This is a genomic window from Candidatus Pelagisphaera phototrophica, from assembly GCF_014529625.1.
Lineage (GTDB): Bacteria > Verrucomicrobiota > Verrucomicrobiia > Opitutales > Opitutaceae > Pelagisphaera > Pelagisphaera phototrophica.
In genome coordinates, this window is record NZ_CP076039.1 from 3,540,645 (window position 1) to 3,566,896 (window position 26,252).

Genomic DNA, 26,252 nt, shown 5'->3' on the forward strand with positions numbered 1-26,252 from the left:
AAGCCTAGGAAAGCTTCAGTCTTCCGAAGAAGCTGCTTCCTCTTCCGCTACGTCTTCAACAATCGGATTTTCGGATACAACGTCGAACTTCAGTTCCGCTTCAATATCTTGGAAAACCTTGATCGTCACCGAGTGCTGCCCAATTTCCTTGATTGGCTCACTCAGCAGTACCTGTTTGCGAACGATCTTCTCGAATCCTGCCTCAACCAGCTTCTCGTGAACGTGGATAGCGGTAACCGCTCCGAACATTTTTCCTGAATCGCCCGTTTTTACTGCGATCGCAAAATGCGTTTCCGAGATCTTTGCGGCTTGGACCTTCGCATCTTCAAGATTTTTCGCTTCCCGCTCGGCGCGGCGAACCTTGAGAGCCTCGATCTGCTTGCGGTTTGCCCGAGTGAGAGGAACCGCGTATTTGTGAGGGAGCAGGAAATTGCGGGCAAAACCTGCCTTTACCTTAACCTGATCACCTTCCGCGCCCAAATTTTCAACGGGCTGAATGAGTAGTACTTCGCTTGTAGCCATGGCCTTGTATGTTTAAAATATTTATTCAGAAATGGGTTGTTTAAAAGGGAACATCTTCCTCGATGTCGTCGCTCTTATTTGCAGAACCACTTGCGGGAGAGCTTTCCCTGGCAGGAGGGGCGGAATCCGACTGGCTGTATCCACCCCCTTCGCCCCGCTGGCTGATCAGTTGCATGTTCTCCAGAACTACCTTCATCTTACTACGCTTCTCCCCTTCCTTGTTCTCCCAAGTATCGAGTTTGAGGCGGCCCTCAATGAAAAGAGGGTTTCCTTTAGTTACGTATTTAGAAATCGTTTCTGCCTGACGGCCCCAAGCCTCTACGTCGACAAACGTGGTCTCTTCCTGCCGCTCCCCGTTCGAGTTGTTGTAGATCCGGTTAACGGCGAGACCAAATTGGCACACGGCAGTGCCTGAGGGAGTGGCCCGCAATTCTGGCTCGCGGGTAAGATTTCCCATCAATAGGACTTTATTGAAATTTGGCATGGGACGAAACGAGGGTCAGGGTGAGAGAATCAATTAAATCTTCTGGATTATCTTGTGTGACACCAGTTTGTTCAAGCGAAGTTTTTCCAGCACGTTTTTGTGCATGCTCGCATCGCCTGTCAGCTTGAATTGAGCATACAAGCCCGTCTCGTAGCGCCTGTCAGCGGCTCGAGCAAAGTCGTGCTTTCCAAGATTTTGGGCCGAGGTGACCTCGGCTCCCGCACCCTCAAGCTCGCCTTTGAGCCCTTCAACGAGTTCGTCAGCGTTTTCTTCGCGACCGCGAGTATCGAGTATAAAAGTTGCCTTATAGTTGGCCATCTTCTCTGTCTTTGGTTTTCGGTTTTCGGTTTATGTGAATCATCGCCTTGTCGGCTCCCTCTCGTATCAACCTGTCGAGGCAATCGAGATAACGCTCCATGAAAGCGCTAATTAAGATTTCGTCTTCCTTACTAAATTTTCCCAATACGTAATCCGCAAGACTCATTTCCTTTGGCGTCTTTTGGCCAATGCCTATCCTAAAGCGCGTAAAGGTCGGCTTAATACGAGATGCGATATCACTGAGGCCGTTGTGGCCTCCGGGACCCCCTGAGGTGCTGACCTTTACCTCGCCTAAACCTAGGTTGATTTCGTCGTATACGACGACGACTTCTTCAGGCGGTATCCTATAGTAGCTGCAAACCTTCTGGATACTGACACCACTCTCATTCATAAACGTGAGTGGTTTAAGCAAATAGATCTTCGCATCCAATTCAGGGACGAAAACAGAAAGGTCTCCTTTTAAATTGCGGTTTTTCGACCACGCACTAGCGCCTTGCTTCGATGCGAAGTTGTCGAGAACTTGAAATCCAATATTGTGGCGAGTCTGTTTGTACTCGCTACCAGGATTACCAAGACCGACAATAAGCCGATAGCTCATGGAGAAAAAATTGGGATTGTTTGAAAGAACAAAAAGCGAGTCGCCGACAGCTGCCGGGACTCGCTGGGAAAAATAGTAAATTACTTAATGACTGTGAATACGGGTTGCTCAGCATGGTCCATGTATTCTGCGCCATCGATCACAGGCAACTCCTTAATGTGGATCAGGTCACCCACTTTCAATTCGCTAACATCACTCTCGATGTAGTCTGGGATGTTCTTGGGCAAAGAGCGAATAGCGACTGAGTGGGCCACGTACTCTAAAGTACCCCCTTCGTTTTTGACACCCCAAGGCTCACCGACGGCGTGTACCGGGACTTCCAGCTGAACAACTTCGTCATCAGCGATTTCGCGAAAGTCTACATGCAAGTACTTGTCAGTGATGGCATGGCGCTGAACTTCTTGTATAATGGAAGTACGTACCGCACCCTTTCCCTCCTTCACTTTTACGATTGGAGTCGAGTTGCCAATCTCTCGAAGGGCAACCCGCAGTTCGCTGGAGTCTACGAAAAGCTTCGTCGGGTCTTTAGATTTACCGTATGCTATCGCAGGGATCTTGCCTTCTTTACGCAGGCGTCCTGAGGCAGCGGAGCCCCCTTCTTTACGAGTTGTTGCGTTGATTGTAAGCTGTTTCATAGTGCCGAAATCTGTCCACTCTCGGGCGTCACGCCTATTAGAGGAGCGGAGAACCGTAAGACCCGTTCTTTGGAAATCAATCAAAAGTTTCGATCAGGTCCACTTTTCTCAGAAAAGCTCAATCTAAGAGTTGACAAGGGCGAAACAAAACGGCTTTTTCCTCCCCCATCGTTGCCCTGTAGCTCAGTGGTAGAGCAGGTGACTGTTAATCACTTGGTCGTTGGTTCGAATCCAACCGGGGCAGCCATTTCACCGACCCACCGTCTCCACCCGGGCGGTTTTTTTATATCCAGACAACGAAGTCATATTGGATTTGAACCAACGCGGTGGTTCGACGGAGCGAGCCCGCGAGCGGAGAGGGGGCATGCAGTGCATGAGGGCGACCGACCCGAAGGCGAGGTACCGAGCCGCAGCCAATCCAACCGGGGCAGCCATTTCAACGACCCACCGTCCCCAACCGGACGGTTTTTTTATTCAGACAACGAAACCCAATGAATGGGGACCTGCGAAATTCCCAAACGAGACCCAATCTATCGAGAATCGCTTCAACTCAATCTTTGGCTGGCTCCTTTCCTAATCTGTCAGATCCAGTGACGGTGCCTCCGCCCCATCCGACGATTCGACCACCTCATCCTCCACGACGAAGTCGACTACCAATAGACCCATCATCATAAAGCAGACGATCATTCGTCCGACAGCGGACAAACCGAATCCAACTCCAGCGCCGACTCCAGACCGTGCCGCCTCTTTCGGATGACGCTTCGCCCAAATCATCTCAAAGGCCACGGCACCGATAACCGGACCTATGAGGATTCCAAAAATCCCAAAAAACAGGCCAAGGAACCCTCCTACCAATGCCCCAATGATACCCCATTTGGTCCCGCCAAACCACTTGGTGCCCACGGCGGTCGCAAAAAAGTCTACTAAACGGTCCAAAACCATTAAGGCCCCTAAAATTCCAATCGCCCACCAAGTAAAAACATCCGGAAGCATCAGTTTGTGGATAAGTCCTCCCAAAAAAAACACAATCCCACCAGGGATCACCGGCACGAATACACCGATGAGCCCAAGAAAAATCGCCGCCAACAGAACTCCCCAGGCAACGCTTGCACAGATGCAAGGCCAGACCCCTATCGCCCATTCGATCACCACGCTCATCCACCCTGTCCAACCTCCACCCTCGACAATCGCTTCTATTATTATCATTCCCCGAACACCTACGCACGACAAAAGCGAAAGTTGCATAGTTGAACAACCTTCTTAGTAAAAAATCATGCCCAGGCCCATTGGATGGAACAAACGCGACCCGGAACTAGGAAAACTGAAGATCGAAGCCCGATTCTTCGGTCCGGCATTGACCTTCTATCGACAGTCCGGGCGATTCGAGCAGTGGGAGACCTTCACCCCTAGTGAAGGGGACTGGGACAAGCTGAACGAGCTCGCCGAAAATAAATTCCAGAGAGGGAAGATGCAGGAGAAGCAAATGCGGATAATCCGTGCACGCGGAGACAAAGTCTAGCCTACCTTCCCTGGATCCAATAGTAGAGGGCCGTTCCCCCACAGAAGATCCACGCAACGGCCGCAACGACTATATAAAAGACCCCCAGCATCTTGGGAAGCCCGTCGAGCAATTTCAGCCTCAGATCTTCCGGATACATGAGTAGGGCATCGTAGAGAGGCGATTCGAGTAGACTCGCGATTAGAACGTCCGGTTCTAGCACACTCATCTGGTAGGCGAAATAAAGGCTCAAGCTCGTTGCCAAACCGATTTGGTTGAACGCCATCCGCCTTGAGCAGGATTTCAAGTTATCTGCTACCGACCGCTTGCTAAGGACAATTTCAAGGGTTCCATGCAAAATTAAAGCCATTGAGACAATCACTCCTGCCCAGCCGCCCGCATAGGCCGAAATTCCCAGCGAAAGCATCCCCACAACAAAAAGGCTCCATCCATTTAAGAGAGAAAGTACATGAAAAGCACTTCGGCTGCGGCCCGGGATAGGTCCTTGCTCTCCTGCCCTCGAATCGGTTGCGTCCAACATTCGTTTGGTTATCCACAGAATAAACACGAAATACAAGATTTAGAAAAAGCACCCAGTATCACCCCCATTCTGACCCCCTTGAATAAATCCCTGCTCCGAAGTCTATGATAATAGGAGTGAAGAACGATTCTCCTTTGGTCGATATTAGACGCCATCAACCGGGTAGGATTTCGAGAGGTTTTCAAACTGGTGGGGTTGGCGGCAGCATCGGACTTCTTTTCGTCCCTAGACAACACCTACCGCATCGACAGTTCCACAATGTGGGAAAACGCCTTGAGCTGCGGGCCCGCGATGGAGTCGATCACCCAGAAAATCGGGCGCGACGAGCAGGAATACTGCACCTTGGGCCTCCTTCGCTCCATGGGTAAAACCCTCATCGATATCTGTGCCCAAAAGGAATCAGAATCTTGCCGCTATCCAATCGCTAAACGGCCTCCACTGCTCAAATGGGAACAGGATAGCTTTGGCATCACAAATCCAGCCCTAGCCGGTTTCCTCCTTTCCACTTGGAATTATTCTCCAGAGACCGTCTCGGCGATCCAATCACAGTATGGGACAAATCCGTCCTCCCCCAAAAACGAGGCCGCGATAGTCCTGACCCTCGCCGGATCGCTGGCCGAGCTGGGCCGGCCATTGCATGGGGATTCCAATTACTGGATTAGCTCCGAAGAGCACTCTGAAAAACTAGGCCTAACGGCGGAAGATATTGAGGACACCCTCGACAGCGTAAGAACTCGACTGTAAGCGATCCTGACTAGCGCCGAGGATTGATTCGCCAAGAAGCCACCGATTATACGCTCAACCGTACTGCGGCCTCACGAGTCTTCTTTTTTCTCTGCCCCGCCCTTTTCCGAGTTCGCATCCGGCGACTCTTCTTCAGCCTTTGCATCGGAAATCGCTCCAAGCGGCGTTTCCCACTCGCCGCTTGCACCGTCCTTCTTGTCTAGTTCAGGATTGCCATTCGAATCGGATTTCAAGGCTAGTCCCCCACCTTCGAGAGCCGTCCCTTTCTCTCTCGCCTTCTGAAGCAAATCATCTTTAAGAAACTTCAAAACCCTTTCATTCATCGCCGGGAGCTTGGCTCGTTCTGGATTCACAAGAACGTCCTCAAATCCTTTCTCCAATGACGGGATCTTGACGGAATGGATCACGCAATCGCCTTCTTCCGTCTTGAAAACCGCTTTCACATTGATGATGCACCATACAGAGGCCCCCATTTGCGGTGGATAAAGAAACAGCTCCACTTTCTTGCCACCCAAGTCAATAAAGCGAGTAAACCGCATGGATCCTGCTTCGCCATTCTCTTCGAGAAATTTGACGATCTCATTCTCAATCGCCTCTGCGATTTCAATCGATACTACTTTCATATGGGCTTACCGCTAAAACAACTGTCTCTCTAAGGACTATTTATGGCCCATGCAAAGAAATAAGGAAAGCCCGATTATTCTCTCGACTGATTCTCCCTCTCAATAAAAGCCTTCGTTATCTCCGCCGTTAGGTCCGCGTAGTTGAGAGCATTCAAGCTGCTGGCAGGTTTAGGCCTCCCCTGGATCCCATATGCCACGTTCAAAAAACCGATCATCACAAGCCCCAAGGAAACCGCCATATTGCCATTCTCAAACTGAAACCATATACCAAATACAAAAAGTAGAGTTCCCAGTATTACGTAAACCGATTGGAGCACAGGCGAAAAGGTCCTCACCTTGAGGGATTTGATATCATCTACCGTAATCACCGTACCCTTCTGATCGATACGTTCTTCGCAAAACTTCACCCCTTCGTTTACTAAGCGCTTTTCTATAAACGTGCTTGCCATAGTTACGAATCAACACACCAAATTCCCCAAGTCAATCGTACGCTTTCCATCGCGGGTCTTAAAAGCAGGTCGCCAACCGGCAACGGGCGTTTGGAGATAAATCGAAGCGGATCCTCCTATTCACAGCATTGAAGTCGCAATGATCGCGGTCATATAGCAAGCGATCATCCCGCCCAACAAAGCCTTGAAAGCACACTTCAGTAGATTCGGTCGCTGCGACTTTTCCAATGCGCTGATTCCCCCCACTTGAATTCCTATTGAAGTTAAATTGGCGAATCCGCAAAGTGCATAGGTTGCGATAATCGGAGTTTTCGGATCCATAAAGGCCCCCGACTCCTGGTATTTGGCTAGATTCAGATAGGAAATGAACTCGTTCAGCACAAGGCGCTCGCCAAGCAATTGTCCTACAATCAGGCAGTCGCCCCAAGACACACCGATCACCCAAGCAAAAGGGGCGCACAAAACCCCTGCCAAGAATGAGAAGTTAAACTCTCGAAACCGTCCGTCAGTAATGGCAGACACCCAATCGTTCAAACCGGTCCATTTTCCGACTCCATTGGCGATCGCCCAGTTAGCGACCGCCACCAACGCAGTAAATGCCAAGAGCATTCCACCCACATTGAGAGCTAGCTTCATTCCATCAGTCGTACCTTTAGTAACCGCATCCAGGATTCCACCGCTACCAGCAACCTCCAGGTACACTAGTTTCTCGCTAACTGGCTCCGTTTGCGGTATGAGTATTTTGGATGCAACCATTGCGGCGGGCGCACTGAGAATTGAAGCGGTAAGCAAATGCTGTCCAAACACAATGGAACCAGCCTCATCCCCTCCCCCTAAAATAGCCATGTAGGCGACCAGCACTCCTCCCGCTATGGTCGCCATTCCACCGGTCATGAGCGCCATAATCTCGGACCGGTTCATCGACTTCAGATAGGGCTTAACCACCAGAGGCGCCTCTGTTTGCCCCACAAATATGTTCGCCGCCGCCGCCAAGCTCTCCGCGCCAGTCAAACGCAACGTCCGGTTCAACATCCATGCAAAAGCGTAAACGAGACAAGGTAGCACTCTTAGATAGTAAAGGATCGCGGAAAACGCGGAAAAGAAAATGATCGTGGGAAGCACGGTAAAAGCGAACCCGTAAGTTCCACGCGAATCGCTGGCCAAGGTTCCAAATACAAAAGCGGCCGATTCGTTGCTGAATCCTACCAACGCGTTAAACAATTGGGATACGGAACGAATGGCTTCGTGGGCGAACGGCAATTTCAATATCAACACCGCCAGCAAAATCTGCAGGACCACTCCGTAGGCAACCAATGACCAGCGAATTTTGTCTTTTCGCTCACTCAGGGAATAGCAAAACAATAGCAGAAGGCCGATTCCCAGGACAGGGCGCAAAATTACCAATACTATATCCATTTGTATTCTCTACTGACCCCCCACCGCAAAGATGTCCATTAAAATCCAAAGGGAAACGAAGAAAGAAAAATTACGTATTCTAACCTCAAGTACATTCGAATACCCTCAAGCAGATCCCGAGGGCCCACTGCCAACAAGACGCAGAGGGAATTAACTCCGAAGGGCTCTCCAAAAGCCTTCGGGAAGAGATACTTTCCTAATTCGTATTCAATAATCCACTCGAAACGATGAATAACAGAGCTGAGACCTTCAGAAAGGCCTCAGCTTGTGTCCGTTCTATTCTTCATGAATGAAGATATATCTGTATTCCGTTTTTAGCAACGAAGAAGATATAGGAGCGAACAAAGGAAGTATTGTCACAATCGCGCCAAATCCGAAGTTTTACTAAAAGAATCTCTCTCCTTTATCACATAAACAAAAGAGTGAAACATTTGCTATTTTCCATAGTGAATGCATCTGCTATTGAAACAGCTTAACTAAGCCGTCTTAGCTCGAGCCAAACCGTAATTTTTCCAAGGATTAATCAAAAAACAATCTCCTTCAAAGTGACTGAACCACTCTTCAACTGGCTAAACCATCGAGCCTCCGGCGTTCTTCTACACCCCACGTCCCTTCCAGGAGACTACGGGATTGGCACCTTAAACGACCATTGTATCGATTTCATAGACTTCCTCGCTCATGCGGGGTTTAAATACTGGCAGATTTGCCCGTTGGGACCCACCGGATTCGGAGACTCCCCCTACCAGTCGTTCTCTTCATTCGCGGGGAACCCGTACCTGATCTCGCTACGAGAACTCCATGCGAAAGATCTTCTCGACAAACAGATTCTCGAAGACCTTTCCTCGCTTCCGCAATCTTTTGTGGACTACGGGGCCTTGTATAATACGAAGTGGCCCGTCTTGGATGCGGTCTATGAGGCCTTCGTCAACAGTGGTAAAAAAATCCGGCCTTACGGCAGCTTTACCGCCTTTAAAAAAAGGCATCAAAAATGGCTCGAGCCATTCGCGTATTTCCAAACTCTAAAAAAGCACTTCGACGGAAAACCCTGGTACCAATGGCCAAAGGAGTACCTCTATTTTGAAAAAGCCCGCAAAGGTCCCCTCAGAAAGGAACTCGAACGGGATGTGGATGCCCAAAAGTTTTTCCAGTATCTCTTTTACGGTCAATGGGGTAAAATCCGTGATCACGCAAAACTCAGGAACATACAGATTATTGGCGACATCCCCATTTTCGTAGCTCTCGATTCCGCCGATGTTTGGCAGAACCAGCAATTCTTCCAGTTAAACCCGGAAACGGGTGAGCCGATCGCCGTAGCCGGATGTCCACCCGACTATTTTTCCAAGGACGGTCAATTGTGGGGGAATCCCCTCTACGATTGGAGTGCCCTCAAAGCAGACGGATATACGTGGTGGATCGATCGGCTTAAGGCTATTTTCGAAATGCACGATGTCGTTCGGATCGACCATTTTCTTGGATTCGATTCGTACTGGAAAATACCGTACGGATCAAAAACCGCACGCAAAGGCAAGTGGATTAATGGCCCAGGAATAGACTTTTTTAAAGCAGTCAAAAAGAAGATCAAGAACTGCAAATTAATTGCAGAGGATTTAGGTAAGTTAACCGATAGCGTTCGAAAATTACGGATAGATACCGGATTACCGGGAATGTCTATCCTCCAGTTCGCCTTTGGTGGAGAAGGCAACAACTACTATCTTCCCCACAATTTGAATTCAAATACAGTCTTGTACCCGGGCACCCATGACAACGATACAAGCCTTGGCTGGTATAATACAGTCGATGAGAAAACTCAGGACCGCGTCAGGCGGTATTTCGAAGTAAGCGGTGACAATATCGGGTGGGACCTGATTCGTGCCTCGTACAAGTCCGTCGCGAACCTTGCCATCATTCCAATGCAAGACCTGATGAGCCTTGGCAGCGAAGCGCGGTTCAACACACCCGGCGAAGCCCAAGGCAACTGGCAATGGCGCTACCAAGCCGAACAACTCAAATCGCTCAAGGGAGGTACTTCGGATTACCTGAGAACCCTTGCCCAACTCTACTACCGAGAAGGCGCCCCGGCTGTGAACGCGGATAAAGACTGAACGAGCCGTCGGGCAATGATGTCAGACCACGATCATCACCCAAATCCAATTGCCGCCCTATTGAAGGCGGGTATCCAGTGATCATCGATGCCGCGCCCCTTAAGGCGGAGCAGCGGGCGGGCTTCCGGGCACTTGCGTCAATCAAACGCATTCCCTATACGATCCTTGAATTCAGTTTCCCAGAATCCAAACCGAGGCACCGAATCAAAAACCAAACCCATGGAGCCTCCGATGCTGACTTAACCGTCTTGGAACACCAGATGGCGGCGGCACAAAAGCTAGGGCCGGACGAAACTCCTCATGCCATGCGCTTGGATAAAGAACGATTACAAATATATTAATAGATCACCCCCACAGTTGCGAGTGCTGGCCAGCGCTCCTTTAGAGAAGGAGACCTTAGCATCGGGGACTTAGCCGAAACACACACGAAGTAAACCTTAAGAAACCAAAACCACGTGATTAAATCACGCTAACGGCGTATCCGGAATCCCGTCCTCATCATAGGAAACAAACTCCTGAATACCGACGCAGACGCTTTCTTTTTCGTCTTCAAGAATATAGTGACCGGCATTCGCATAGTGAATCACCGTCGCTTGAGGCAAAAACCGTTTCCAACGATTCATAAAATGATCATGGAAACAAAAGTCCTTTCCTCCCCAAAAGAGAGCGACCGGAATATCCCTCAATTTCAATAGGCCATTCTCGATCTTCACCAGACGGCCGAAACTCCGATGGGTTATGTGCATGGGTATGTCTTTCACAAATTCGTAGACTGCCTTGCGACTCGACCAACTTCGATAGGGGAACAAATACCCTCGCTTGACTGATTCTGCTAGGGCCTTCTTTGAAACCGCCATTCTTGTAGCCGGTCCCGCAAAACCATTGAATCCCTGCACGATCAGCTTGCCCAGCAAAGGAAATCGGCACACCGAGATACTTCTTGGAATTCTCGAGTCAACAAAAGCAGCGGTATTCAGAACAGCCAATCGCCTCAGGCTGGATATCCGCTGCAACGCCATTCCGATTCCAATCGCTCCACCCCAGTCATGAACCACCAAATCAAATCGATCGACTCCTAAGTATTCAACCAATTCATTAAGATCCCTGATGCGCTGGTCCAAGGTGTAGCGGTATCCGCGTTTTGGTTTTTCGGAAAGTCCACAGCCTATATGATCGGGAACAATGCAACGGAAATTTCCTTTCAACGTCTGTACCACATCTCGGTAAAAGAAGGACCAGGTCGGGTTGCCATGAACCATAATGACGGGATGTCCCTCACCCTCATCGAGATAGCTCATTTCAAACCCGCAGGACAAACGTTTCCGTTTTGCAATAAACGGATAGTGAGCAGCGATATTGGAAGGAAGCTCTGTGGTTTGACTGCTCACTTTTCGCCTACCATTCCGCTCCTAGCATGAGGCAATTTAGTCCACTGCCAATGCCTAGCATCGCAACTTGGTCACCTTTTTTGACAAAGCCATCTTCCTCCGCCTTCGCCAAGGTGATCGGAAGTGCCGCTGATCCCGTGTTTCCAAAAGTCTGGAAGGAAGAATAGTCTTTCTTATTGTCCAGACCAAGAGTATCGAAAAGCAATTTTTGATGAGCACTTCCCACTTGGTGACAGATGACCCGATCTGCATTGTCATTTTCCCAATTCAACTCCGACTTGAACGAATCCCAGGTACGCTTTGCCAAGTTTACGCCCGCATGGAGCATTTCCTCCGAATCCGTCTGCATCTCATAGCCAAGCCCTTCCGCGTTGGAATCACCTTGGCAAAGGTCGTTGCTAGAGGTATCCGCCAAACAAGCGCCGCCCAGCAAACGGTGTCCGTTAGGCGAGAGCGATTCATGGCAAACCACCGCGGCCACCGCCCCTGCTCCAATCGTCAAGTTGGCAAAATAGGGCTTAATCGTCTTTCTGGTCAGCTCACGTTCAAGCAACAACTGAATCGTTCTCTCAAGCAGCGGTTTTCCATTTTCCCCAGATACCACGATCCCGCTCTTGACCTGACCCGAATCGATCATCGCTGATAACAGCGTTAGCGAATTCAAAAATCCAAGGCAGGCGTTCGAGACATCCATCACCTGCACATTGGGACTCAGCCCCATCAAACGATGAGCAAAAGATGCGGTAGCCGGTTCGAGCATGTCACGGCTCACAGAACTATGGATACAAACTTCAATCTGGTCTGGAGGAATTCCGCTCTTCTCTAAAGCCTTTTTTCCCGCCTCCGCACTGGCCTCGGAAGGCCTAATCGCATTATTCCAAAAACGGCGCTCCCGTATACCCGTCATCAACTCCAATCGCCCCTCCGGCAGGTGCAACCTGTCGTAAAGCGGCTTCAGTTTCTCCTCAATGTCCGTGCTAGTCCAAACTTCAGGCGGAGCCACGTAGGCAAGAGAATCAATAACTGTCGACTTAATATGCACGACCTATAAGGAGAAGAAAGAATACGGAATGGAGAACCGTGCTTCGCCACCGAACCCATTTTCAGCAACCATAACTAAATGCCAATACGATTCTTCATTCCCCATTCTATACTTTCCCTTTATCCTCCGGTCTCATCGTCAACCTAACCACCTCTTCATCAAAATAGTTGATCCCCATTCCCGCATCCATGACCAAGCTGGTGCCGTTCATTCCACTTGAGCGATTACTGATCAAAAACGCCACTGCATTTGCGACTTCCTGGGTGTGGAGCGCCACTTTGCGAAAGGTCAGTTTTTCGCTGTAGAGATAACTTTCCAGATAACCCGGTATTCCCGCCGAAGCGCTCGTCTTAAGCGTGCCCGGATTGACAGAGTTAAAACGGACTCGCGTATCCTTGCTAAAGGATTTAGCCAGATAGCGCACCGAGGAATCCAAGGATGCCTTAATCGGAGACATGTATCCATAATTTTCTGCTGTGATCGTTAGTGATGATATGCTAATCGCCACTACTGAGGCATCGTCAGTAAGAACGGGTTTAAACGCGTTCGAGATCTCAACCAATGAAAAACTGGATATCGCGGTCGCTTGAAGATAGTCTTCCCGCTTCGTTTCGTGAAAAGGCTTAAACCCATCACTATAGTTCGCGAAGGCAATCGAATGGACTATTCCATCAATTTTCCCATGGTCTCGAGCCACGTCTGCCGCCAAGGCCTTGACTTCTTCTGGGTTCTCAACATCGCAAACGTAAACCGACTTGCCGCTCAAAAGTTTCGCCGAAGTTTCTTTGCGGGCTTGGGAACGGACCGAATAAATAACTGTCGCCCCTGCTTCCTCCAGAGTTTTCGCCGCAAACCAAGCAACACTCTTCCGGTTTGCGACACCCATGACGAGCACAGTCTTATTTTCTAGTCCAAGAAAGCTCATCGACTCATTCCTTTTGCTCCGCCTTGGCTAAGGCGACGCTGAAGTTCACATTCATCACGCGCTTTCCTTCTCCGTTCTTAACGCCTCCGGCCATGAAAATGAAACGTCCTGCTTTCTCTTTGAGCTTGACGGTAATATAAAGATCGTCCCCCGGACGCACGATGCTCCTGAAACGAGCATCCACAATCTTCGTCAATACCGGCACCATATCCGAATCGCTCTCTAGCTCCTCCGCCAGCAAACGAGTCAGGAATATCGCTCCCGTTTGGAAGACGGCTTCCGAAATCAAAACTCCCGGCATAATCGGGTTGCCCGGGTAGTGCCCTTCAAAAAAAGCCTCACTCGCATCGACATGCTTTTTCGCGGTCAACGAATCCACAGACTGCTCGACAACCTCGTCAACAAATAGAAAAGGAGGTCGGTGCGGGATCGCTTGCAGAATTTCGTCTGTTGCCATATCAATACCAGTTTCTCAGTCACGCTCAAATTAAGCAACGTGCACTTCTTTGGCTTTGTCCCGATTTCTGGCCGTTACCAGTTGTTTGTCCACTTTGTTGGCGATGATTACCCCGTAGTTCATGGTGCCTAGCCAGCCAGACATAATAATTCCAACCGAGCCCGCGTGGTACAACCCATGAATCTGGTCGGGCAATTCCATTGAGCACCTCAATCCTTCAAATTTCGTTCCAAACGAAGTACCTCCAGGATGTCGTGTATAGTAGTGAATGGTCCGAGGGGTCGCTGCGTCGAGATAGTCAATCTTGGATCGCACATCCGGGATATACCTCTCCAAAGCGACAATCGACTCCTCGATCAATCGCTCCTTATGAGCTTGGTATTCATCCGCTGACAACCGGTTCCAATCAGCGTATTTGCCATTCAATGACGCGACGACCGTATACCGCTCCGACCCAGGGCGAGTCTCTGGGTAATAAACGGAAAACGTTCGGCTCGTCGTTTTGAAGTCAACTAGCTCCTCGCTCGAAAAGCGTTCTGCATCCGAAGTGAATACAAGATCTCCAATGTTGGGAATCGTTTCGCCCGCCTTTATACCCATGTAAACTTGGCAAGAGCTGGAGTTGATGCGGACCGCGTCCAATTCATCAATGTATTCTTTCGAAAATCTATTTTCCCCGACGAGGCGCTTGACCGTACTGACGATATTTGCGTTCGAAACGACGGCCTTGCAGCAAATCGTACGACGATTGCCAAACTCACCACTTCGCTCTCTGCCAGAAACAACTGCTCCCGTAACTGAGGTTCCGCTTGGCCCGTCTTCGGTGAGAACCTCTGAGACAAGCACATTCTTACGGAGCTCGACCCCATTGCGCTTCATCTCTTCCACCATCTTCCCGATCAGGACATCCGTTCCCCCTTGGAAAGTGAAGACGCCCTTGCTCATAAAGTTCGAGAAAACGATGCCAAAGGTGATGGCCGGGTCATCCAAAGTAGAACCGTTGGCATAAGCAATCGGCTCTAGTAAAAGACGATGGACATCGTCTCTGCCGGGAAAGAACTCTTCAAACATTTCACCGGTCGTTCGTTGGTCGTCATCGTAGAAGTTCATCTGCCGCAAATGAACGTAAAACGCCTCTACCTCAGCCCGTGAAAGCTCAAAATTGTCTACCAATATGTTCGTAAAATCTTCCCGGTCAAAAGTGGTCCAAACATCAAACTGAGGGTTTATGAACCGCACATCCTTCAATTGGTGGATCGAGTCTGCAATTTCCCGAGTCCAGTATTTACGGCAGGACTTCACCATCCCATAGGGAAATCCGTGAAGCGAAATATCGAAAATGTGCCTTCCGGGACGCTTGAACCAGGTCGCAAGCCCCCCGTACTGGTAATGGTGCTCGAGCAACAGGACAGAATGCCCGCATTTCGCGAGGACGTTGGCGCTCGTCAAGCCACCCAGTCCGCTGCCAATCACTACGACATCGTACTCGTCCTTGACCCCTTCTAGCCAGTCTTTGCCCATCAGCCGCGCAGTGAAGGAAGCTTTCTGCCCCTTGACAACTCTCAAATGCCGCAGGAGTCCGGTTCCTTCACGAGTTTGATCTACCTCTCCACAGGATCACTTTCCGCTCGATCCCTTATTCCGTTTTCTCCTTGCCACTCAGATAGCTTAAATTCAGAACGACCTCCCTATGAGCAAAACCCGCGTTAAATTCGAAACGAATCAGGGAACAATCGAGTTCAAACTCTATCCGGACTTCGCTCCGAAAGCGTGTGAGAATTTTACCACGCACGTAGAAAACGGCTACTACGATGGAATCATCTTCCACCGAGTCATACCGGAATTCATGGTTCAATGTGGTGACCCCACAGGAACCGGACGAGGCGGTGAATCAATCTGGGGTAAGCCTTTTGAAGATGAATGCACGACAGACCTGCGCTTCGACAAAACTGGCATTCTAGCCATGGCCAACGCTGGTCCCGGAACAAACGGCAGCCAGTTTTTCATCACAACGGCTAAAACTCCTTGGCTCAATATGCGCCACACAATATTTGGCGAGGTCGTTGAAGGCTATAATATTGTGCAGGCCATCGAAGGGGTTGCCACCGATGGTGGAGACAAACCCATCGAGGAGCAGAAGATCGTCAAAGCAACCGTGATAGAATAATTCAACCTGACGACACGATTGACTTTCTCCAAGCCCGACTACCCCGTCGGGCTTTTTTTCGCCGCTTCAGGTCAGATACCGCTTCCCAAAGGCATTTTCCCCGAACGCAAAAGCAAACCGCTCTGTTAAGAATCGCGAGCCGAGGACGTCTCGCAACACCTTCGAATTTCCCAATCATTCGCACGGTCCGCGGGCCAGATTTCTATACCTGATACTCTCCGTCTTTGTAGATCACCCGGTTCGAGCCGTCTTTCAAGTAAGCAGTCACCAATCTATTGGAAGTTGCCACGATGTCGGTGTGGACAACGGAATTATTGTACCCCATAGACTCCCATTCTTCTTCAGAAACGTTTGATTGATCCCCGGTGTAGGAATCTCGGTAGGCAGCCCCCACTGCAATGTGAGTATTACCATTCTCTCCGCCCACATTCTCGTCAAAAAGCGTTTCTCCCATGAATTTTGTGATTCTGGAAAAACGGCGATCCGTAAGCGAGAACTCGCCCACTTTGTCCGCGTTCTCAACGGCGATCATTTCTTTCAGAATGTCTTCGCCTGCAGAAGCCGTAGCCTTAACAACCCGTCCGTCCTTAAACTCCAAATACGCATCCTTTATCAGATTACCGTAACGATAAAGCGGCTCGGTAAACTGGATTTTACCTTCTGTACCCCGCCAATCCGGGGAAATAAACAATTCAAAGCTGGGAACGTTTCGACCCGAGCCACCCAGCCATTTTCGATTATCACCGATCGTGATCCACAGATCCGTATCTGGTGCCTCGATATGGAGCTTTTCAATCGGTAGAGCGTCCAGCCGATCCTTGTACTCGTACAAGTCCTTATAGAGCGCTTTCCACTTTTCGGCGGGCTGGGGATCATCAAGGTAGCATGCTTTGACAATCTCATCCCAATATTCCTCCAAGCTCAGATCCACCTCATCCGCCATCGCCTGGGTTCCATACATGCAAAGCGTCCAGGTATACTCGCCCGCACCTTCTTTTTCGCGCCGCCAATCCATGTAAGGCTTCAACGCCTTCTGAGCGGCCATAATTTTGCCACTGTCGATTCCATCGAGCTCCTTTTTATCGGTTTCCGAGAGCACGGCAACCGTGTGGTCTATCTCATCGACAAGACCTTTAAGGAACTTCTTCGGGAAGAAGCTCAGTTGCTCATCGCTCGCCAATTCATAATGCTCCCGGGCAAATTCGTCCGGCGTGTAAAATATGATCGGATGGGCACCCGCTTTCAATACGGCTCGTCGCAACGTAACCAGTAGTGGTTTGGCCACTTCTGAGACCCGAAGTTGAACGACTTCGCCATTTTTGACGCCTTCTCCACCATTCAACGCGAAGTTGATCATAACATCCGCGTATTTTTCCAATAACTCTTCGCTCGGCTGATAGCTCATTATCCACTCGAATTAAGGCCAAATGCCCCGATTGCAAGCGCTCAGATTCAACTGCTGTGAGAACCCTTCCTGTCACCCAGTATTCCCAAGACCTCTTGGCGACTGTCTGATAAATAAGAGGATGTATCACAGCAGGTATTGTTTAGTTTTTGGCAAGGCGTGGTCGAGGCGCCAATGCCCATAGGGCCTTGGCTCTCTGGCAAAACGCCGCCAGAAGCGAAAAAGGTCGCTGCTTAATGGTTTGCCCGCCAAGTGGGCCTGGCTCCGCTTTGGTAGCGTAAGGAATAGCCATTTCATGGATACCCCACCCCGCACCCACCTTTCCGCAGGACCATCTGGTGAGCAACGATATTTAATCTGATTTATTAGACAGACTTTTAGACAAAAGCGAGCTTCCCGAATCGGTTGGCAATCGCGATCGCAGGATCGAGAGGAACTTCGACCTGCTCGACGCTTTCGGGAATTTCGACTTCGGCATTGGACGAACGGTCTCGCCTCCAATTTGCGGCAGCCATTAGCTTTGCACCTCGAGCATTTCGCTCACAACCCGGATCATCACAACCAAGTAGTCCGCGTCACGGAGTTTCATCGATTCCGTCTGGACTGCTGATTCGCAATTTCCCATATTTCCCAAACAACTATGCGTATTCTAATTCCCCTCATCCCCCTCCTTACTTCGATCTCCTACGCGGCAGAAAAAAATATCATCTTCATCGTAACCGATGACCAGAGCCCAACACTCGGTTGCTATGGAGACCCGGTTGCCATCTCACCGGCAGTCGATTCCCTCGCCCAGGACGGCACGCTATTCAAAAGAGCCTATGCCACAACCGCCAGTTGCTCAGCAAGCCGGTCCGTCATTCTTTCCGGACTCCATAACCACTTCAACGGGCAGTTCGGACACCAGCACGCCTACCACAAATTCGCCAGCTTTCACAACGTGGTCGCCCTCTCCTTACCACGCGTTTTGTCTAACGCAGGCTACCGCACCGGACAAATCGGCAAGTATCATTTGGCGCCGGAAGAAGTCTACCGATTCGATACCTACCTCAAAGGAAATGCTCGCAATGCGAAGCAAATGGCATCTGTCGCCAAAAACTTCATCACGGCAGATGACGAGAAACCGTTTTTCCTTTATTTTGCGACTTCCGATCCGCATCGCGGTGGGGGAGACGACGCGTCCTATCCCGGGAGGCATAAACCGAATTTCTTTGGCAACCTTCCGAACAAGGCCGCTTACGAAGGCGTGGACGAGGTCTTCTTCGATCCCAACAAGATTCCGGTTCCCCCATTCCTACCCGACACGCCCGAATCACGCAGCGAGCTGGCCCACTACTATCAAAGCTGCGCTCGTATTGACCAGGGCATCGCTGAGCTGATCAAAATTCTGAAAGAATCGGATCTCTATGATAAGACCCTAATCGTTTTTACCTCGGATCACGGCATGGCATTTGCAGGAGCTAAGACCACCGTTTTCGAAGCCGGACTCCATGTCCCCTTCATCGTTCGCAACCCGTACGAGAAAAAGCGAGGTATCGAATCCTATGCTATGATCAGCCACGCCGACATCACTCCGTCATTGGTGGATTTTGCCCAGGCGCTCGATCGCGAGAAGAACCAGCCTAAAAACTTCGTGAAAGCAGATGCGTATTGGAAGAACAAGGACTACGTGGCGAAGGACAATCGCGGACATCGCCCCTACACCAGCTACCATGGTGATTCCTGGATTCCAATTCTCGGAAAGAAAAACGCCTCTCACCACAAGACGATGTTCGCCTCCCACACATTCCACGAAATCACAATGTACTACCCGATGCGGACCGTATGGGATGGCAAGTACAAGCTCATCTGGAATATCGCTTCCGGACTCCCCTACCCATTCGCGAGCGACCTTTGGGCATCTTCCACGTGGCAAGCTCAACTCGAGAAAGGGGACGACGCCCTCTACGGCTACATGAGTGTCGGCTCCTACGTCGATCGTCCTGCGTTCGAACTCTACAACGTCACTGAGAACCGCTACGAAGAAGTGAATCTCGCCAGCAACCCTGAATATTCCAAAATCCTCGAATCGATGAAAGCCAAGTTAAAAGCATTTCAGAAAGCGACCAACGACCCTTGGATCAGCAAGTGGGAATACGAGTAGTTGCTTCGTCAATGGCAGGGCTGCTTGTGGATTCGGCTGAGCTCACGGCCGACGCCCTAAGCAGCCAAAACTCCATCACTGGGCTACGATCACGACCGCTTTGGGATAAACGGCACTACCCTTAAGGACATCCGATTTATTCTAGGCCGCATGTCCTACTAAGCGTAGGAGATCTTGCTAAGATTGCAGAAATGCTGCGGCGCCCAAGGGCCATTGAAAGTGAACAGCAAATCACCGCAGAATTTCTCGGCGGCATCGTATATTGAGTTTTCGAATACCTTGAGCCGTTCCCGATTCACGAGGCAATTAAAGGTAGCCACGTCCCGCTCCTTGTAAGCGGTTTTGCTCAGAGCGATCTCAGCGCACCAGGGACCGATGAGCGCCTTTACTTGACTAGCGAAAATCTCCTTCTCCTTTTTCAGAGCGATTTCAAATTTCTCTCCCTTTCTGGCCCGGTCACCCAAACTGTAGAGTAAGCGCCCTTTCGCGAACTTGAATCGCTCGTCTTTCAAGAATGGGTACTTGGCCACCATGAACTTGAATAAGTCTGCCGTCGCAAATCGAAGCAACACTTCCATCTCCACTTTACTAAAGATACGGGAGAGTTCGCACTTTAAATGATCGTGATTCGACCGGATCACATTCTCTACCATGGAAAGGTTCTTCAACGTGAGTCCAAACTCCAGCGGTATGATACTCGCCTCATCGTTCAACGCACGAATCACTTGCTGATGGGCAAAAATGTCCTTTCCCCGAACCTCGAATCGACCGCCGCCATAGTTGCTGACCAGAGCCGAAACTTCTCCTATCGTAACCATGAACACATTCCGCTCGTCCACGCCTTCCAGCCTCTCTAGGCGATGAGGCGCGTCTGCCAAGGTGAATCCATATAGGTAGATGCTCATTAGGTGGTTGATTAGGTATGCGAGAACCGACCCTCGGGCTCGGGAGTGACCGATTCGTTAAAAAAATATCAATACTTGCCCGTGCTCGTCAATCCTAGACCGGCGTCCCCATAGGCAACGGGGATTCCCTGATAATCGAAGGAATGCCTGCTATAGTGCTAACCCTAAGGGTGGAAATCTCCCGAAAAAGGAACGATGGCAGAAAAAACTCAATTTCGATGAACCGTTTTTTCGGATCTCTCCAAATGTTAGCGTCCGCCTAGGAAGACGCCGCCGCTCAAAAAGACGCCGCAGTTCAGGGACCTAGAAAAGACCCTTACTCAGCCTCAGCGATCGTTCTTGATGGACTTTTTCTACATAGTGCCCATCAGCTATTACCATGCTATACCGTTTTCGCACACGATGGTCGCGGAGCTCAAATCTAACGTTTTCAGAAATGAAATATTTTACACTATCGCTCAGCCTACTCGTTTTTGGCTTCTCAGTAAGCGCCCAGATTTCGGATGCGGAGACATCTGCCGACTACTACTTGTTTATGAGCGGCAAGGTAAGTGCCCAATTAAAGCGGGACTTTTTTCCAATTGAAAGCTTCGATGGAAAACGCCTTCAGCTTACCGGTTCAAAAAAATCCCTTAAGCCCGTCGACAGGCTCAACTGTTCTATGCAGCCGGTGATGGTCATCAGCAAATACTTTGTCGAGATTCGCGACCTGGAGTTCACCTTCGACTCGCAGGCAGAAAAGCTGCGGACCATGATGGCGATCAACGAAATGAACGCCGAGCAAATGAGGCAGCAAGCCACGAACGAGTTTGAAAAAGCTGTCGCCGCCATGGACGGTCGAGGCCAGTTGGTATCCGAAGGGGACCGGTCGGTTGAGGCCTTGGGCGAACTGACTAAAGACCAGACAGAAAAGGAGTTTCTGTATTCGGGATTACATAAACAAGTGGATAGCTTATACGGACGGTGCACGATCGTTCCCGATACCGATCTGGAGAACGCCTACACCGTCGCAGTGCTCATTTTCGAGGGAGTCGGGGCAACCAATACGTCTGCAGGGCAACAGGCCACCTTCGTCCGCATCGCCCCTATCGGTAATCTCCAGACAGGTGTCGGTGAACCAATAAAATTCGATTACTCCTTCCCCGAACTAAAAGCGACGTCTGCCAAGATCGACATATTCCTTTTCAATGGAGAAAGCAAACACGTCGCCACCAACCTGTCTCGTGGCCTTAAATCACTTACGACTGAAGAATTCGAGGAATTCCGGAGTGTAGAGAAAAAAACCAAGACGAGGAATGCTGGCTAACTGATGGGATTAGACGGTCGTTTTAAAGGGTATTGAATCCGAGTCAGCCTCGACTTACTAGTGATGACTTTTGATCCAATGAAAACCTCGTCAATACAAGGGACGAGCTATCCATGTATCTAACATAAGTGATACAACCCGGCCATATCTTTCGGGTGATTGCCTGCACAATTTAATTTTCGCTTGCCAAGGCTGAGTCATCGTGGCGCCGTGATCGCCTGTTATTGGGGCCGTAGCTCAGTTGGAAGAGCGCCTGCATGGCATGCAGGAGGTCGTCGGTTCGATCCCGATCGGCTCCACCAGCCTCCGTTGGAATCTGAGATGCTTAGACAGTCTCTAACCTTCATGTTCAAAGTACCTCATGAAAAGATAGTTATAATACCTAATCAATTAGGCAACAAAGTGGTTAATTAATACTTAATAGAAATCCTTGCCCATTCCCGTCAAAAATTTGAGGCAAACATCTGCAAATCCCAAGAGATCACAATCCCCCCGAGCACTAGTCCAGTCGATGATAGGCAACTTATAGAGCTTATGATCGGATAGTAAAACTCATCAAGAAACGCTTCCCAGAGCTCGAGACTTCTCGTTTCGTAACGTGAAAGTAACGAAACCTTCGCCAAAGAAAGGAATTCTGACATTAGAATTCTTTCCATGTTCGCTGCCTACCACAATCATACTACGCTGAGCGAAGGGAAAACTTCCGTATCGGAAAGGTACGATGCAGCCTTCGGCAAGGGGGTCCGCGATCTAGGGATTTCGGATCACTTTTGCGTTTTTCCAGACGGATCGACTCGCCCTTGGTCTATGGTTTCATCTAAGGTTGACGAATACATATCGGAGATCCGTTCGTATAATAGGGGCCCTTCGGCTTTCGCTAAAATCGGCCTTGAGATTGAATGGTTTACGGATCATCACAGTATCTTACCTCCCCTCATCGAAGGACTCGAACTGGACTTTAGAATGGGTTCACTCCATCATGTGGGCGAAGCGTTTTTTGACGATTGCTTCTCTCCAAAAAGAAGCGAAGAAGACCGCCTTGAAATGTGGAGAAAATAATGGACGCTAAAACGCAAGATGGCGGAAAGCGGACTATTCGATATGGTAACTCACATAGACATGCCCAAACGTCTCCGCTTCTTTCCCGAAAAAGAACTAGAAAAAGAAATCGACGAGGCTCTAGATGCCTTCGCCGCCTACAACGTAGCTGTTATTTTGTATACAGCCAGCTTTTCGCTGCCTTGTCGAGGGGCTTACGCTTCGCCTAGCATACTAGAAAAATGCCGGGAATTGGATATCTCAGTTACTCTATCAGCAGACGGTCACGAGCCAGCAAAAATTCATTACGAATTCGAGCGTGGCATCAGTGTCCTAAAAAAAGCAGGCTTCAGCGAAATCGCCCGTTTCAGGGAGCGCGAGATCAGTTTTAAACCGATCGAAGAAGCCTTAGAAAAAGTGGATTAGTGATGATTCGAGCACTAATATTCGATCTCGACCAGACCCTCGTCGACCGTGATTCGACTTTTCTCAACTTCGTCACAAAACAGTATGAACGATTCGAAAGCCAGCTCTCGACCATCGACCAGAGGAGATACATTGACTATTTAGTCGACAACGAAAACAATGGCTACCGCTCCAAAGACGCTCTCTATCCGCTTCTCTGCAAGGAGCTGAATCTTGAAGTCGATCCTCAAGAGCTACTCGAAGACTTTTGGCAATTTTACGGTGACGATCCCATTCTCTTTCCAGGCGTTCCTGAAACTCTATCTCAACTGGAGCCAAACTATTCGCTCGGAATCATTACCAACGGTAGGAGTCACGGACAAAGGCGAAAGATCGAAAATTCCGGCATAGCTGGACACTTTAGATCCATCAAAGTCTCCGAAGAAGAAGGTATCAAGAAGCCGGATATTAGAATCTTCCGTGCTTGTGTAGCAGAACTCATCCTACAGCCAAACGAATGCCTCTTCATAGGAGACAACCCAGAGGTGGACATTGAAGGAGCCAAAAGCGCAGGTCTTTACGCAATCTGGATTCGCAACGATCGCTTTCCACCTCCCACTGACTGTGATGGCAGCATAGACCAGGTCGAAGAGCTAATAGAGCTACTTTCCCAAGAATCAGAATCGGGAGCAAGCTTCGTAGGGAATCCTTCAACACGATAACCGAGCCATGCAGACTTTTCCAAGCAGACAAGTCCCCGTCGCTTTGACGGTTGCTGGATCCGACTCAGGTGGTGTGGCCGGCATGCAAGCCGACTTGCTTACATTTGCGGCCAATGGCGTCTACGGTATTGCGGCGATGACCTGCGTCACGGCTCAGAACCCCGAAGGGGTAGTTCAGGTGGAAGTACTCGAGCCTGAATTCGTGATCAAGCAAGCAGAAACTGTTAATCGGTATTTTGCAGCGCGAGCTGCCAAGACCGGCCTATTATGCACCCAAGAGATTGTTGAACATGTGTCAGAATTCTTTTCTCGCAACGCCAACATTAGACTCGTCGTCGATCCCGTTATGGTTTCTAGCAGCGGAGCTCGACTTCTGAGTGAAGAAACAATCGATGCGTACAGGGAGCACCTCCTGCCAATCGCAGCGATCATCACACCAAATTTAGACGAAGCCGAGATACTGATCGGCCGCCCGCTGCGAAGCCCAGATGAAATGGATCAAGCAGCCCAAGAGATGGCTACCGAGTGGAACGCGAACATCTACCTGAAAGGCGGGCATCTTGAAGGCGATATACTCTACGACGTAGCTAGTACTCGAGAGGGGGAATCGCGTTCGTTCTTTCAGAAACGAATTCGCTCTATCGACACGCATGGCAGCGGCTGCACGCTGAGCTCGTGTGTAGCTGCTAACCTAGCCATGGGGATGGATGCCATCGCTGCGATCGAAGCGGCTCGAATCTATCTGAGACGTGGCATGGAGCGACCTGTCTTTCATTCCGGAAATAGATTCATCAACCACTTCCCGGCATGAATTCCCAAAGCTTCACGGATCCTCAGCTGCGTTCGCATTTCAAATTCCTTCGGGCAACTAAGTGCTCTTCTGAAAACTGACTTTCATTGATCCATTTCGATGATCCGATCGAAAAAATTGTCGGTAAGCTGATTTGAAAGGCCCACTCGTTTCAATGACTCCTTATAGCGAATCAGGCTGTCAGGGGCAATTCGCCTTGGTGTTCGCTTTCGAGCTCCAGCAGCTTGCGTTTCGCTCTCAGTCCACCAGCGTAGCCCACTAGAGCACCATCACCTCCAATAATTCTATGGCAAGGAACGAATATCGACAGGGCATTCGCTCCATTGGCATTCGCGACCGCTCTTACGGATTTGGGCTTACCCATAGCTTGTGCCAAATCCAAGTAAGTAGCCGTTTGGCCGAATGTCACTTTCTGGAGCTGCTCCCAAACGTTTTTCTGGAAGTCTGTTCCAATAAAACCTAAAGGAACATCGAATACTTTCCGCTTGCCTACAAAGTATTCGTTCAGCTGAACTTTGGCTAGTTCGATAGTGGGCGAGCTTTCCTCAACGTAGTCAGTGCCCGCCCCTTCTTTGATCCGCTTGTCTATGGAAAAGCGCATTTTCCGATAGTGCCAGTCACTTAGAACCAGCCGGTCTTTCAGAGAACCCAAGAGCAATTCGCCCCAGGGAGTTCTATAGTAATCAATATGTATCATCACTGTATCCCTAATCTCAATAAATCGTCTCCTTCATGTATTCCGGATAATCTTTGTCATAGGCCTCTCCGTCAAACTCTCAGCCATGCATTCTGGCAAAAACATGGTTCATTTCACCGGCAGCCGTAAAATGGCTTCGCTCCGGATGAGACTCCGTTTCCCAAAGCCGCGAGCGGGCAAGCGCTTTCGGGCATTGGTAGTACACTTTTTCTGCACCGACACCTAACACGCTACTGGAAGGTTTCCCGTTGATCGAAAAGGAAGCGTTTAATTCCTTGTCCACTACGATTCGGGCTTGGCCGCTTAAGCGGATCGTCACTCCAACATTCGGTACCAGAAAAATGATTCCCTCACATGGATTGGCGATGATATTCCTCAAGCTATCTAGCCGCTTGTTTCCTCTCCGATCGGGAATCTGGATTGTTCTTTCATCGGCCAAGCGTACGAAACCAGCGGGATCCCCGCGAGGCGAGCAATCGATTCCCTTGGCCCCGTGAGCCGATAAAATCAGGAATGGCAACGCCTCGATAAATTGGTGACAATGATCGTTGATATGATCGAGCTCTTTTAGTTTCGCCGTTCGATTGGCAAGCCGTATAATCCTTCAAGCTCTTCGACTGAAGCTATCGTTCTAATCGATAGCTAATTTGACTTCGGTGAGGATACTACGCGAGTGCCAACCGGAAACCTTACGGTAACGGGCGAAGAAATTAATCAAACCCTAGCATTCTAACCGTACGATGCCTGCACCCATGGCGTTGAGCAGCTATATCCAAGACCTACAGAAACGGAATACCTTCCTCTTTTCCGTCTACAGTCTGTTGGCCACTTTCTGCTTGTATTTCTGCATGTATGCGTTCCGGAAACCATTTTCCGCAGGGCTCCTGCGAAGCGTAATCATTTTGGGGCAT

General features: G+C 49.7%; 33 protein-coding genes and 2 tRNA genes. 14 read left to right on the forward strand and 21 right to left on the reverse strand.

Annotated features, from left to right (window positions below; all coding sequences use genetic code 11):
- Nucleotides 1–15 precede the first annotated feature (15 nt).
- From rplI to GA004_RS15250, 5 genes are all read right to left on the reverse strand, one after another.
- Nucleotides 16–522, reverse strand: a complete 507-nt coding sequence (gene rplI, locus GA004_RS15230) for a 50S ribosomal protein L9 (RefSeq protein WP_283394737.1) — start codon at nt 520–522, stop codon at nt 16–18.
- A gap of 40 nt (nt 523–562) precedes the next feature.
- Nucleotides 563–1,006, reverse strand: coding sequence for a single-stranded DNA-binding protein (locus GA004_RS15235; RefSeq protein WP_283394738.1), 444 nt, complete (start codon nt 1,004–1,006; stop codon nt 563–565).
- 33 nt (nt 1,007–1,039) lie between these two features.
- Nucleotides 1,040–1,324, reverse strand: a complete 285-nt coding sequence (locus tag GA004_RS15240; protein ID WP_283394739.1) for a 30S ribosomal protein S6 — start codon at nt 1,322–1,324, stop codon at nt 1,040–1,042.
- Complete coding sequence (pth, locus tag GA004_RS15245) at nt 1,311–1,922, reverse strand: aminoacyl-tRNA hydrolase (protein ID WP_283394740.1); 612 nt, start codon at nt 1,920–1,922, stop codon at nt 1,311–1,313. The genes GA004_RS15240 and pth overlap by 14 nt, the downstream gene beginning before the upstream one ends.
- An 80-nt stretch (nt 1,923–2,002) precedes the next feature.
- Nucleotides 2,003–2,557 carry a 50S ribosomal protein L25 gene (locus tag GA004_RS15250; protein WP_283394741.1) on the reverse strand — a complete coding sequence of 185 codons (555 nt, stop codon included), beginning with the start codon at nt 2,555–2,557 and terminating at the stop codon, nt 2,003–2,005.
- Nucleotides 2,558–2,729: 172 nt separating this feature from the next.
- On the opposite strand from GA004_RS15250, the gene GA004_RS15255 reads away from it, so the two are divergent.
- Together GA004_RS15255 and GA004_RS15260 are read left to right on the forward strand one after the other, a co-directional pair.
- Nucleotides 2,730–2,804 (forward strand) — tRNA-Asn (locus tag GA004_RS15255).
- Complete coding sequence (locus tag GA004_RS15260; RefSeq protein ID WP_283394742.1) at nt 2,778–3,134, forward strand: hypothetical protein; 357 nt, start codon at nt 2,778–2,780, stop codon at nt 3,132–3,134. The genes GA004_RS15255 and GA004_RS15260 overlap by 27 nt, the downstream gene beginning before the upstream one ends.
- Here GA004_RS15260 and GA004_RS15265 read toward each other — a convergent pair.
- Nucleotides 3,131–3,763 carry a DUF456 domain-containing protein gene (locus tag GA004_RS15265; protein WP_283394743.1) on the reverse strand — a complete coding sequence of 211 codons (633 nt, stop codon included), beginning with the start codon at nt 3,761–3,763 and terminating at the stop codon, nt 3,131–3,133. The two genes, GA004_RS15260 and GA004_RS15265, sit on opposite strands and share 4 nt — an antisense overlap.
- A gap of 67 nt (nt 3,764–3,830) precedes the next feature.
- On the opposite strand from GA004_RS15265, the gene GA004_RS15270 reads away from it, so the two are divergent.
- On the forward strand, nt 3,831–4,076 hold the full coding sequence (locus tag GA004_RS15270) for a hypothetical protein (protein ID WP_283394744.1): 246 nt from the start codon (nt 3,831–3,833) through the stop codon (nt 4,074–4,076).
- Between the two features lies 1 nt (nt 4,077).
- On the opposite strand, the gene GA004_RS15275 is transcribed toward GA004_RS15270, so the two are convergent.
- Entirely contained in the window at nt 4,078–4,596 is a 519-nt protein-coding gene (locus tag GA004_RS15275) for a hypothetical protein (protein ID WP_283394745.1), read from the reverse strand.
- Nucleotides 4,597–4,737: 141 nt separating this feature from the next.
- Here GA004_RS15275 and GA004_RS15280 point away from each other — a divergent pair, with 141 nt between their 5' ends.
- Nucleotides 4,738–5,340: an HDOD domain-containing protein gene (locus GA004_RS15280; RefSeq protein WP_283396984.1), complete on the forward strand. Its 603-nt coding sequence runs from the start codon at nt 4,738–4,740 to the stop codon at nt 5,338–5,340.
- A gap of 71 nt (nt 5,341–5,411) precedes the next feature.
- Here GA004_RS15280 and GA004_RS15285 read toward each other — a convergent pair whose 3' ends face one another.
- The 3 genes from GA004_RS15285 to GA004_RS15295 all read right to left on the reverse strand — a co-directional run bounded on the left by GA004_RS15285 (nt 5,412) and on the right by GA004_RS15295 (nt 7,828).
- Nucleotides 5,412–5,963 carry a hypothetical protein gene (locus tag GA004_RS15285; protein WP_283394746.1) on the reverse strand — a complete coding sequence of 184 codons (552 nt, stop codon included), beginning with the start codon at nt 5,961–5,963 and terminating at the stop codon, nt 5,412–5,414.
- Between the two features lie 74 nt (nt 5,964–6,037).
- Nucleotides 6,038–6,412, reverse strand: a complete 375-nt coding sequence (locus GA004_RS15290; protein WP_283394747.1) for a hypothetical protein — start codon at nt 6,410–6,412, stop codon at nt 6,038–6,040.
- Nucleotides 6,413–6,532: 120 nt separating this feature from the next.
- A complete protein-coding gene (locus GA004_RS15295; protein ID WP_283394748.1) occupies nt 6,533–7,828 on the reverse strand; it encodes a NupC/NupG family nucleoside CNT transporter in 1,296 nt (431 codons plus the stop codon).
- Nucleotides 7,829–8,373: 545 nt separating this feature from the next.
- On the opposite strand from GA004_RS15295, the gene malQ reads away from it, so the two are divergent.
- Complete coding sequence (malQ, locus tag GA004_RS15300) at nt 8,374–9,930, forward strand: 4-alpha-glucanotransferase (RefSeq protein WP_283394749.1); 1,557 nt, start codon at nt 8,374–8,376, stop codon at nt 9,928–9,930.
- A gap of 59 nt (nt 9,931–9,989) precedes the next feature.
- Nucleotides 9,990–10,271 carry a P-loop nucleotide/nucleoside kinase family protein gene (locus GA004_RS15305; protein WP_343218864.1) on the forward strand — a complete coding sequence of 94 codons (282 nt, stop codon included), beginning with the start codon at nt 9,990–9,992 and terminating at the stop codon, nt 10,269–10,271.
- Between the two features lie 123 nt (nt 10,272–10,394).
- Here the strand turns inward: GA004_RS15305 and GA004_RS15310 are convergent, their stop codons facing one another.
- The 5 genes from GA004_RS15310 to GA004_RS15330 form a co-directional block, all read right to left on the reverse strand.
- Nucleotides 10,395–11,318 (reverse strand): alpha/beta fold hydrolase, encoded by a 924-nt coding sequence (locus GA004_RS15310; protein ID WP_283394751.1) that lies wholly within the window; start codon nt 11,316–11,318, stop codon nt 10,395–10,397.
- 7 nt (nt 11,319–11,325) lie between these two features.
- Nucleotides 11,326–12,360 carry a 3-oxoacyl-ACP synthase III gene (locus GA004_RS15315; RefSeq protein WP_283394752.1) on the reverse strand — a complete coding sequence of 345 codons (1,035 nt, stop codon included), beginning with the start codon at nt 12,358–12,360 and terminating at the stop codon, nt 11,326–11,328.
- 106 nt (nt 12,361–12,466) lie between these two features.
- Complete coding sequence (locus tag GA004_RS15320) at nt 12,467–13,285, reverse strand: enoyl-ACP reductase FabI (RefSeq protein ID WP_283394753.1); 819 nt, start codon at nt 13,283–13,285, stop codon at nt 12,467–12,469.
- A gap of 4 nt (nt 13,286–13,289) precedes the next feature.
- Nucleotides 13,290–13,742 carry a 3-hydroxyacyl-ACP dehydratase FabZ family protein gene (locus tag GA004_RS15325; RefSeq protein ID WP_283394754.1) on the reverse strand — a complete coding sequence of 151 codons (453 nt, stop codon included), beginning with the start codon at nt 13,740–13,742 and terminating at the stop codon, nt 13,290–13,292.
- Between the two features lie 30 nt (nt 13,743–13,772).
- Nucleotides 13,773–15,263, reverse strand: a complete 1,491-nt coding sequence (locus tag GA004_RS15330) for a phytoene desaturase family protein (RefSeq protein ID WP_343218865.1) — start codon at nt 15,261–15,263, stop codon at nt 13,773–13,775.
- Nucleotides 15,264–15,432: 169 nt separating this feature from the next.
- On the opposite strand from GA004_RS15330, the gene GA004_RS15335 reads away from it, so the two are divergent.
- On the forward strand, nt 15,433–15,909 hold the full coding sequence (locus tag GA004_RS15335) for a peptidylprolyl isomerase (RefSeq protein WP_283394756.1): 477 nt from the start codon (nt 15,433–15,435) through the stop codon (nt 15,907–15,909).
- Nucleotides 15,910–16,111: 202 nt separating this feature from the next.
- Here GA004_RS15335 and GA004_RS15340 read toward each other — a convergent pair whose 3' ends face one another.
- Both GA004_RS15340 and GA004_RS15345 read right to left on the reverse strand, forming a co-directional pair.
- Nucleotides 16,112–17,314 carry an aminopeptidase gene (locus GA004_RS15340; protein WP_283394757.1) on the reverse strand — a complete coding sequence of 401 codons (1,203 nt, stop codon included), beginning with the start codon at nt 17,312–17,314 and terminating at the stop codon, nt 16,112–16,114.
- A gap of 377 nt (nt 17,315–17,691) precedes the next feature.
- Nucleotides 17,692–17,829 (reverse strand): hypothetical protein, encoded by a 138-nt coding sequence (locus GA004_RS15345; protein ID WP_283394758.1) that lies wholly within the window; start codon nt 17,827–17,829, stop codon nt 17,692–17,694.
- 125 nt (nt 17,830–17,954) lie between these two features.
- Between GA004_RS15345 and GA004_RS15350 the strand changes: the two genes are divergently transcribed.
- Nucleotides 17,955–19,457, forward strand: a complete 1,503-nt coding sequence (locus GA004_RS15350) for a sulfatase family protein (protein ID WP_283394759.1) — start codon at nt 17,955–17,957, stop codon at nt 19,455–19,457.
- Nucleotides 19,458–19,615: 158 nt separating this feature from the next.
- On the opposite strand, the gene GA004_RS15355 is transcribed toward GA004_RS15350, so the two are convergent.
- Entirely contained in the window at nt 19,616–20,362 is a 747-nt protein-coding gene (locus GA004_RS15355; protein WP_283394760.1) for a GvpL/GvpF family gas vesicle protein, read from the reverse strand.
- A gap of 436 nt (nt 20,363–20,798) precedes the next feature.
- On the opposite strand from GA004_RS15355, the gene GA004_RS15360 reads away from it, so the two are divergent.
- The 6 genes from GA004_RS15360 to thiD all read left to right on the forward strand — a co-directional run bounded on the left by GA004_RS15360 (nt 20,799) and on the right by thiD (nt 24,644).
- On the forward strand, nt 20,799–21,668 hold the full coding sequence (locus tag GA004_RS15360; protein WP_283394761.1) for a hypothetical protein: 870 nt from the start codon (nt 20,799–20,801) through the stop codon (nt 21,666–21,668).
- 226 nt (nt 21,669–21,894) lie between these two features.
- A tRNA-Ala gene (locus GA004_RS15365) sits at nt 21,895–21,970 on the forward strand.
- 352 nt (nt 21,971–22,322) lie between these two features.
- On the forward strand, nt 22,323–22,727 hold the full coding sequence (locus GA004_RS15370; RefSeq protein WP_283394762.1) for a PHP domain-containing protein: 405 nt from the start codon (nt 22,323–22,325) through the stop codon (nt 22,725–22,727).
- A 42-nt stretch (nt 22,728–22,769) separates the two neighbouring features.
- Nucleotides 22,770–23,132, forward strand: a complete 363-nt coding sequence (locus GA004_RS15375; RefSeq protein WP_283394763.1) for a PHP domain-containing protein — start codon at nt 22,770–22,772, stop codon at nt 23,130–23,132.
- A 2-nt stretch (nt 23,133–23,134) separates the two neighbouring features.
- Nucleotides 23,135–23,833, forward strand: coding sequence for an HAD family hydrolase (locus GA004_RS15380; RefSeq protein WP_283394764.1), 699 nt, complete (start codon nt 23,135–23,137; stop codon nt 23,831–23,833).
- A gap of 7 nt (nt 23,834–23,840) precedes the next feature.
- Nucleotides 23,841–24,644 carry a bifunctional hydroxymethylpyrimidine kinase/phosphomethylpyrimidine kinase gene (thiD, locus tag GA004_RS15385; RefSeq protein WP_283394765.1) on the forward strand — a complete coding sequence of 268 codons (804 nt, stop codon included), beginning with the start codon at nt 23,841–23,843 and terminating at the stop codon, nt 24,642–24,644.
- A 172-nt stretch (nt 24,645–24,816) separates the two neighbouring features.
- Here the strand turns inward: thiD and GA004_RS15390 are convergent, their stop codons facing one another.
- The 3 genes from GA004_RS15390 to GA004_RS15400 form a co-directional block, all read right to left on the reverse strand.
- On the reverse strand, nt 24,817–25,341 hold the full coding sequence (locus GA004_RS15390) for a methylated-DNA--[protein]-cysteine S-methyltransferase (protein WP_283394766.1): 525 nt from the start codon (nt 25,339–25,341) through the stop codon (nt 24,817–24,819).
- Between the two features lie 79 nt (nt 25,342–25,420).
- Nucleotides 25,421–25,942 carry an MSMEG_1061 family FMN-dependent PPOX-type flavoprotein gene (locus GA004_RS15395; RefSeq protein ID WP_343218866.1) on the reverse strand — a complete coding sequence of 174 codons (522 nt, stop codon included), beginning with the start codon at nt 25,940–25,942 and terminating at the stop codon, nt 25,421–25,423.
- Between the two features lie 178 nt (nt 25,943–26,120).
- A complete protein-coding gene (locus tag GA004_RS15400; RefSeq protein ID WP_283394767.1) occupies nt 26,121–26,252 on the reverse strand; it encodes a hypothetical protein in 132 nt (43 codons plus the stop codon).

Coding starts and splice junctions, on each gene's coding strand:
- rplI (WP_283394737.1), bottom strand. CDS start 522: ATGGCTACAAGCGAAGTACTACTCATTCAGCCCGTTGAAAATTTGGGC.
- GA004_RS15235 (WP_283394738.1), bottom strand. CDS start 1,006: ATGCCAAATTTCAATAAAGTCCTATTGATGGGAAATCTTACCCGCGAG.
- GA004_RS15240 (WP_283394739.1), bottom strand. CDS start 1,324: ATGGCCAACTATAAGGCAACTTTTATACTCGATACTCGCGGTCGCGAA.
- pth (WP_283394740.1), bottom strand. CDS start 1,922: ATGAGCTATCGGCTTATTGTCGGTCTTGGTAATCCTGGTAGCGAGTAC.
- GA004_RS15250 (WP_283394741.1), bottom strand. CDS start 2,557: ATGAAACAGCTTACAATCAACGCAACAACTCGTAAAGAAGGGGGCTCC.
- GA004_RS15265 (WP_283394743.1), bottom strand. CDS start 3,763: ATGATAATAATAGAAGCGATTGTCGAGGGTGGAGGTTGGACAGGGTGG.
- GA004_RS15270 (WP_283394744.1), top strand. CDS start 3,831: ATGCCCAGGCCCATTGGATGGAACAAACGCGACCCGGAACTAGGAAAA.
- GA004_RS15275 (WP_283394745.1), bottom strand. CDS start 4,596: ATGTTGGACGCAACCGATTCGAGGGCAGGAGAGCAAGGACCTATCCCG.
- GA004_RS15285 (WP_283394746.1), bottom strand. CDS start 5,963: ATGAAAGTAGTATCGATTGAAATCGCAGAGGCGATTGAGAATGAGATC.
- GA004_RS15290 (WP_283394747.1), bottom strand. CDS start 6,412: ATGGCAAGCACGTTTATAGAAAAGCGCTTAGTAAACGAAGGGGTGAAG.
- GA004_RS15295 (WP_283394748.1), bottom strand. CDS start 7,828: ATGGATATAGTATTGGTAATTTTGCGCCCTGTCCTGGGAATCGGCCTT.
- GA004_RS15320 (WP_283394753.1), bottom strand. CDS start 13,285: ATGAGCTTTCTTGGACTAGAAAATAAGACTGTGCTCGTCATGGGTGTC.
- GA004_RS15325 (WP_283394754.1), bottom strand. CDS start 13,742: ATGGCAACAGACGAAATTCTGCAAGCGATCCCGCACCGACCTCCTTTT.
- GA004_RS15330 (WP_343218865.1), bottom strand. CDS start 15,263: ATGGGCAAAGACTGGCTAGAAGGGGTCAAGGACGAGTACGATGTCGTA.
- GA004_RS15335 (WP_283394756.1), top strand. CDS start 15,433: ATGAGCAAAACCCGCGTTAAATTCGAAACGAATCAGGGAACAATCGAG.
- GA004_RS15340 (WP_283394757.1), bottom strand. CDS start 17,314: ATGAGCTATCAGCCGAGCGAAGAGTTATTGGAAAAATACGCGGATGTT.
- GA004_RS15345 (WP_283394758.1), bottom strand. CDS start 17,829: ATGGCTGCCGCAAATTGGAGGCGAGACCGTTCGTCCAATGCCGAAGTC.
- GA004_RS15350 (WP_283394759.1), top strand. CDS start 17,955: ATGCGTATTCTAATTCCCCTCATCCCCCTCCTTACTTCGATCTCCTAC.
- GA004_RS15355 (WP_283394760.1), bottom strand. CDS start 20,362: ATGAGCATCTACCTATATGGATTCACCTTGGCAGACGCGCCTCATCGC.
- GA004_RS15360 (WP_283394761.1), top strand. CDS start 20,799: ATGAAATATTTTACACTATCGCTCAGCCTACTCGTTTTTGGCTTCTCA.
- GA004_RS15370 (WP_283394762.1), top strand. CDS start 22,323: ATGTTCGCTGCCTACCACAATCATACTACGCTGAGCGAAGGGAAAACT.
- GA004_RS15375 (WP_283394763.1), top strand. CDS start 22,770: ATGGTAACTCACATAGACATGCCCAAACGTCTCCGCTTCTTTCCCGAA.
- GA004_RS15380 (WP_283394764.1), top strand. CDS start 23,135: ATGATTCGAGCACTAATATTCGATCTCGACCAGACCCTCGTCGACCGT.
- thiD (WP_283394765.1), top strand. CDS start 23,841: ATGCAGACTTTTCCAAGCAGACAAGTCCCCGTCGCTTTGACGGTTGCT.
- GA004_RS15390 (WP_283394766.1), bottom strand. CDS start 25,341: ATGATACATATTGATTACTATAGAACTCCCTGGGGCGAATTGCTCTTG.
- GA004_RS15400 (WP_283394767.1), bottom strand. CDS start 26,252: ATGCCCCAAAATGATTACGCTTCGCAGGAGCCCTGCGGAAAATGGTTT.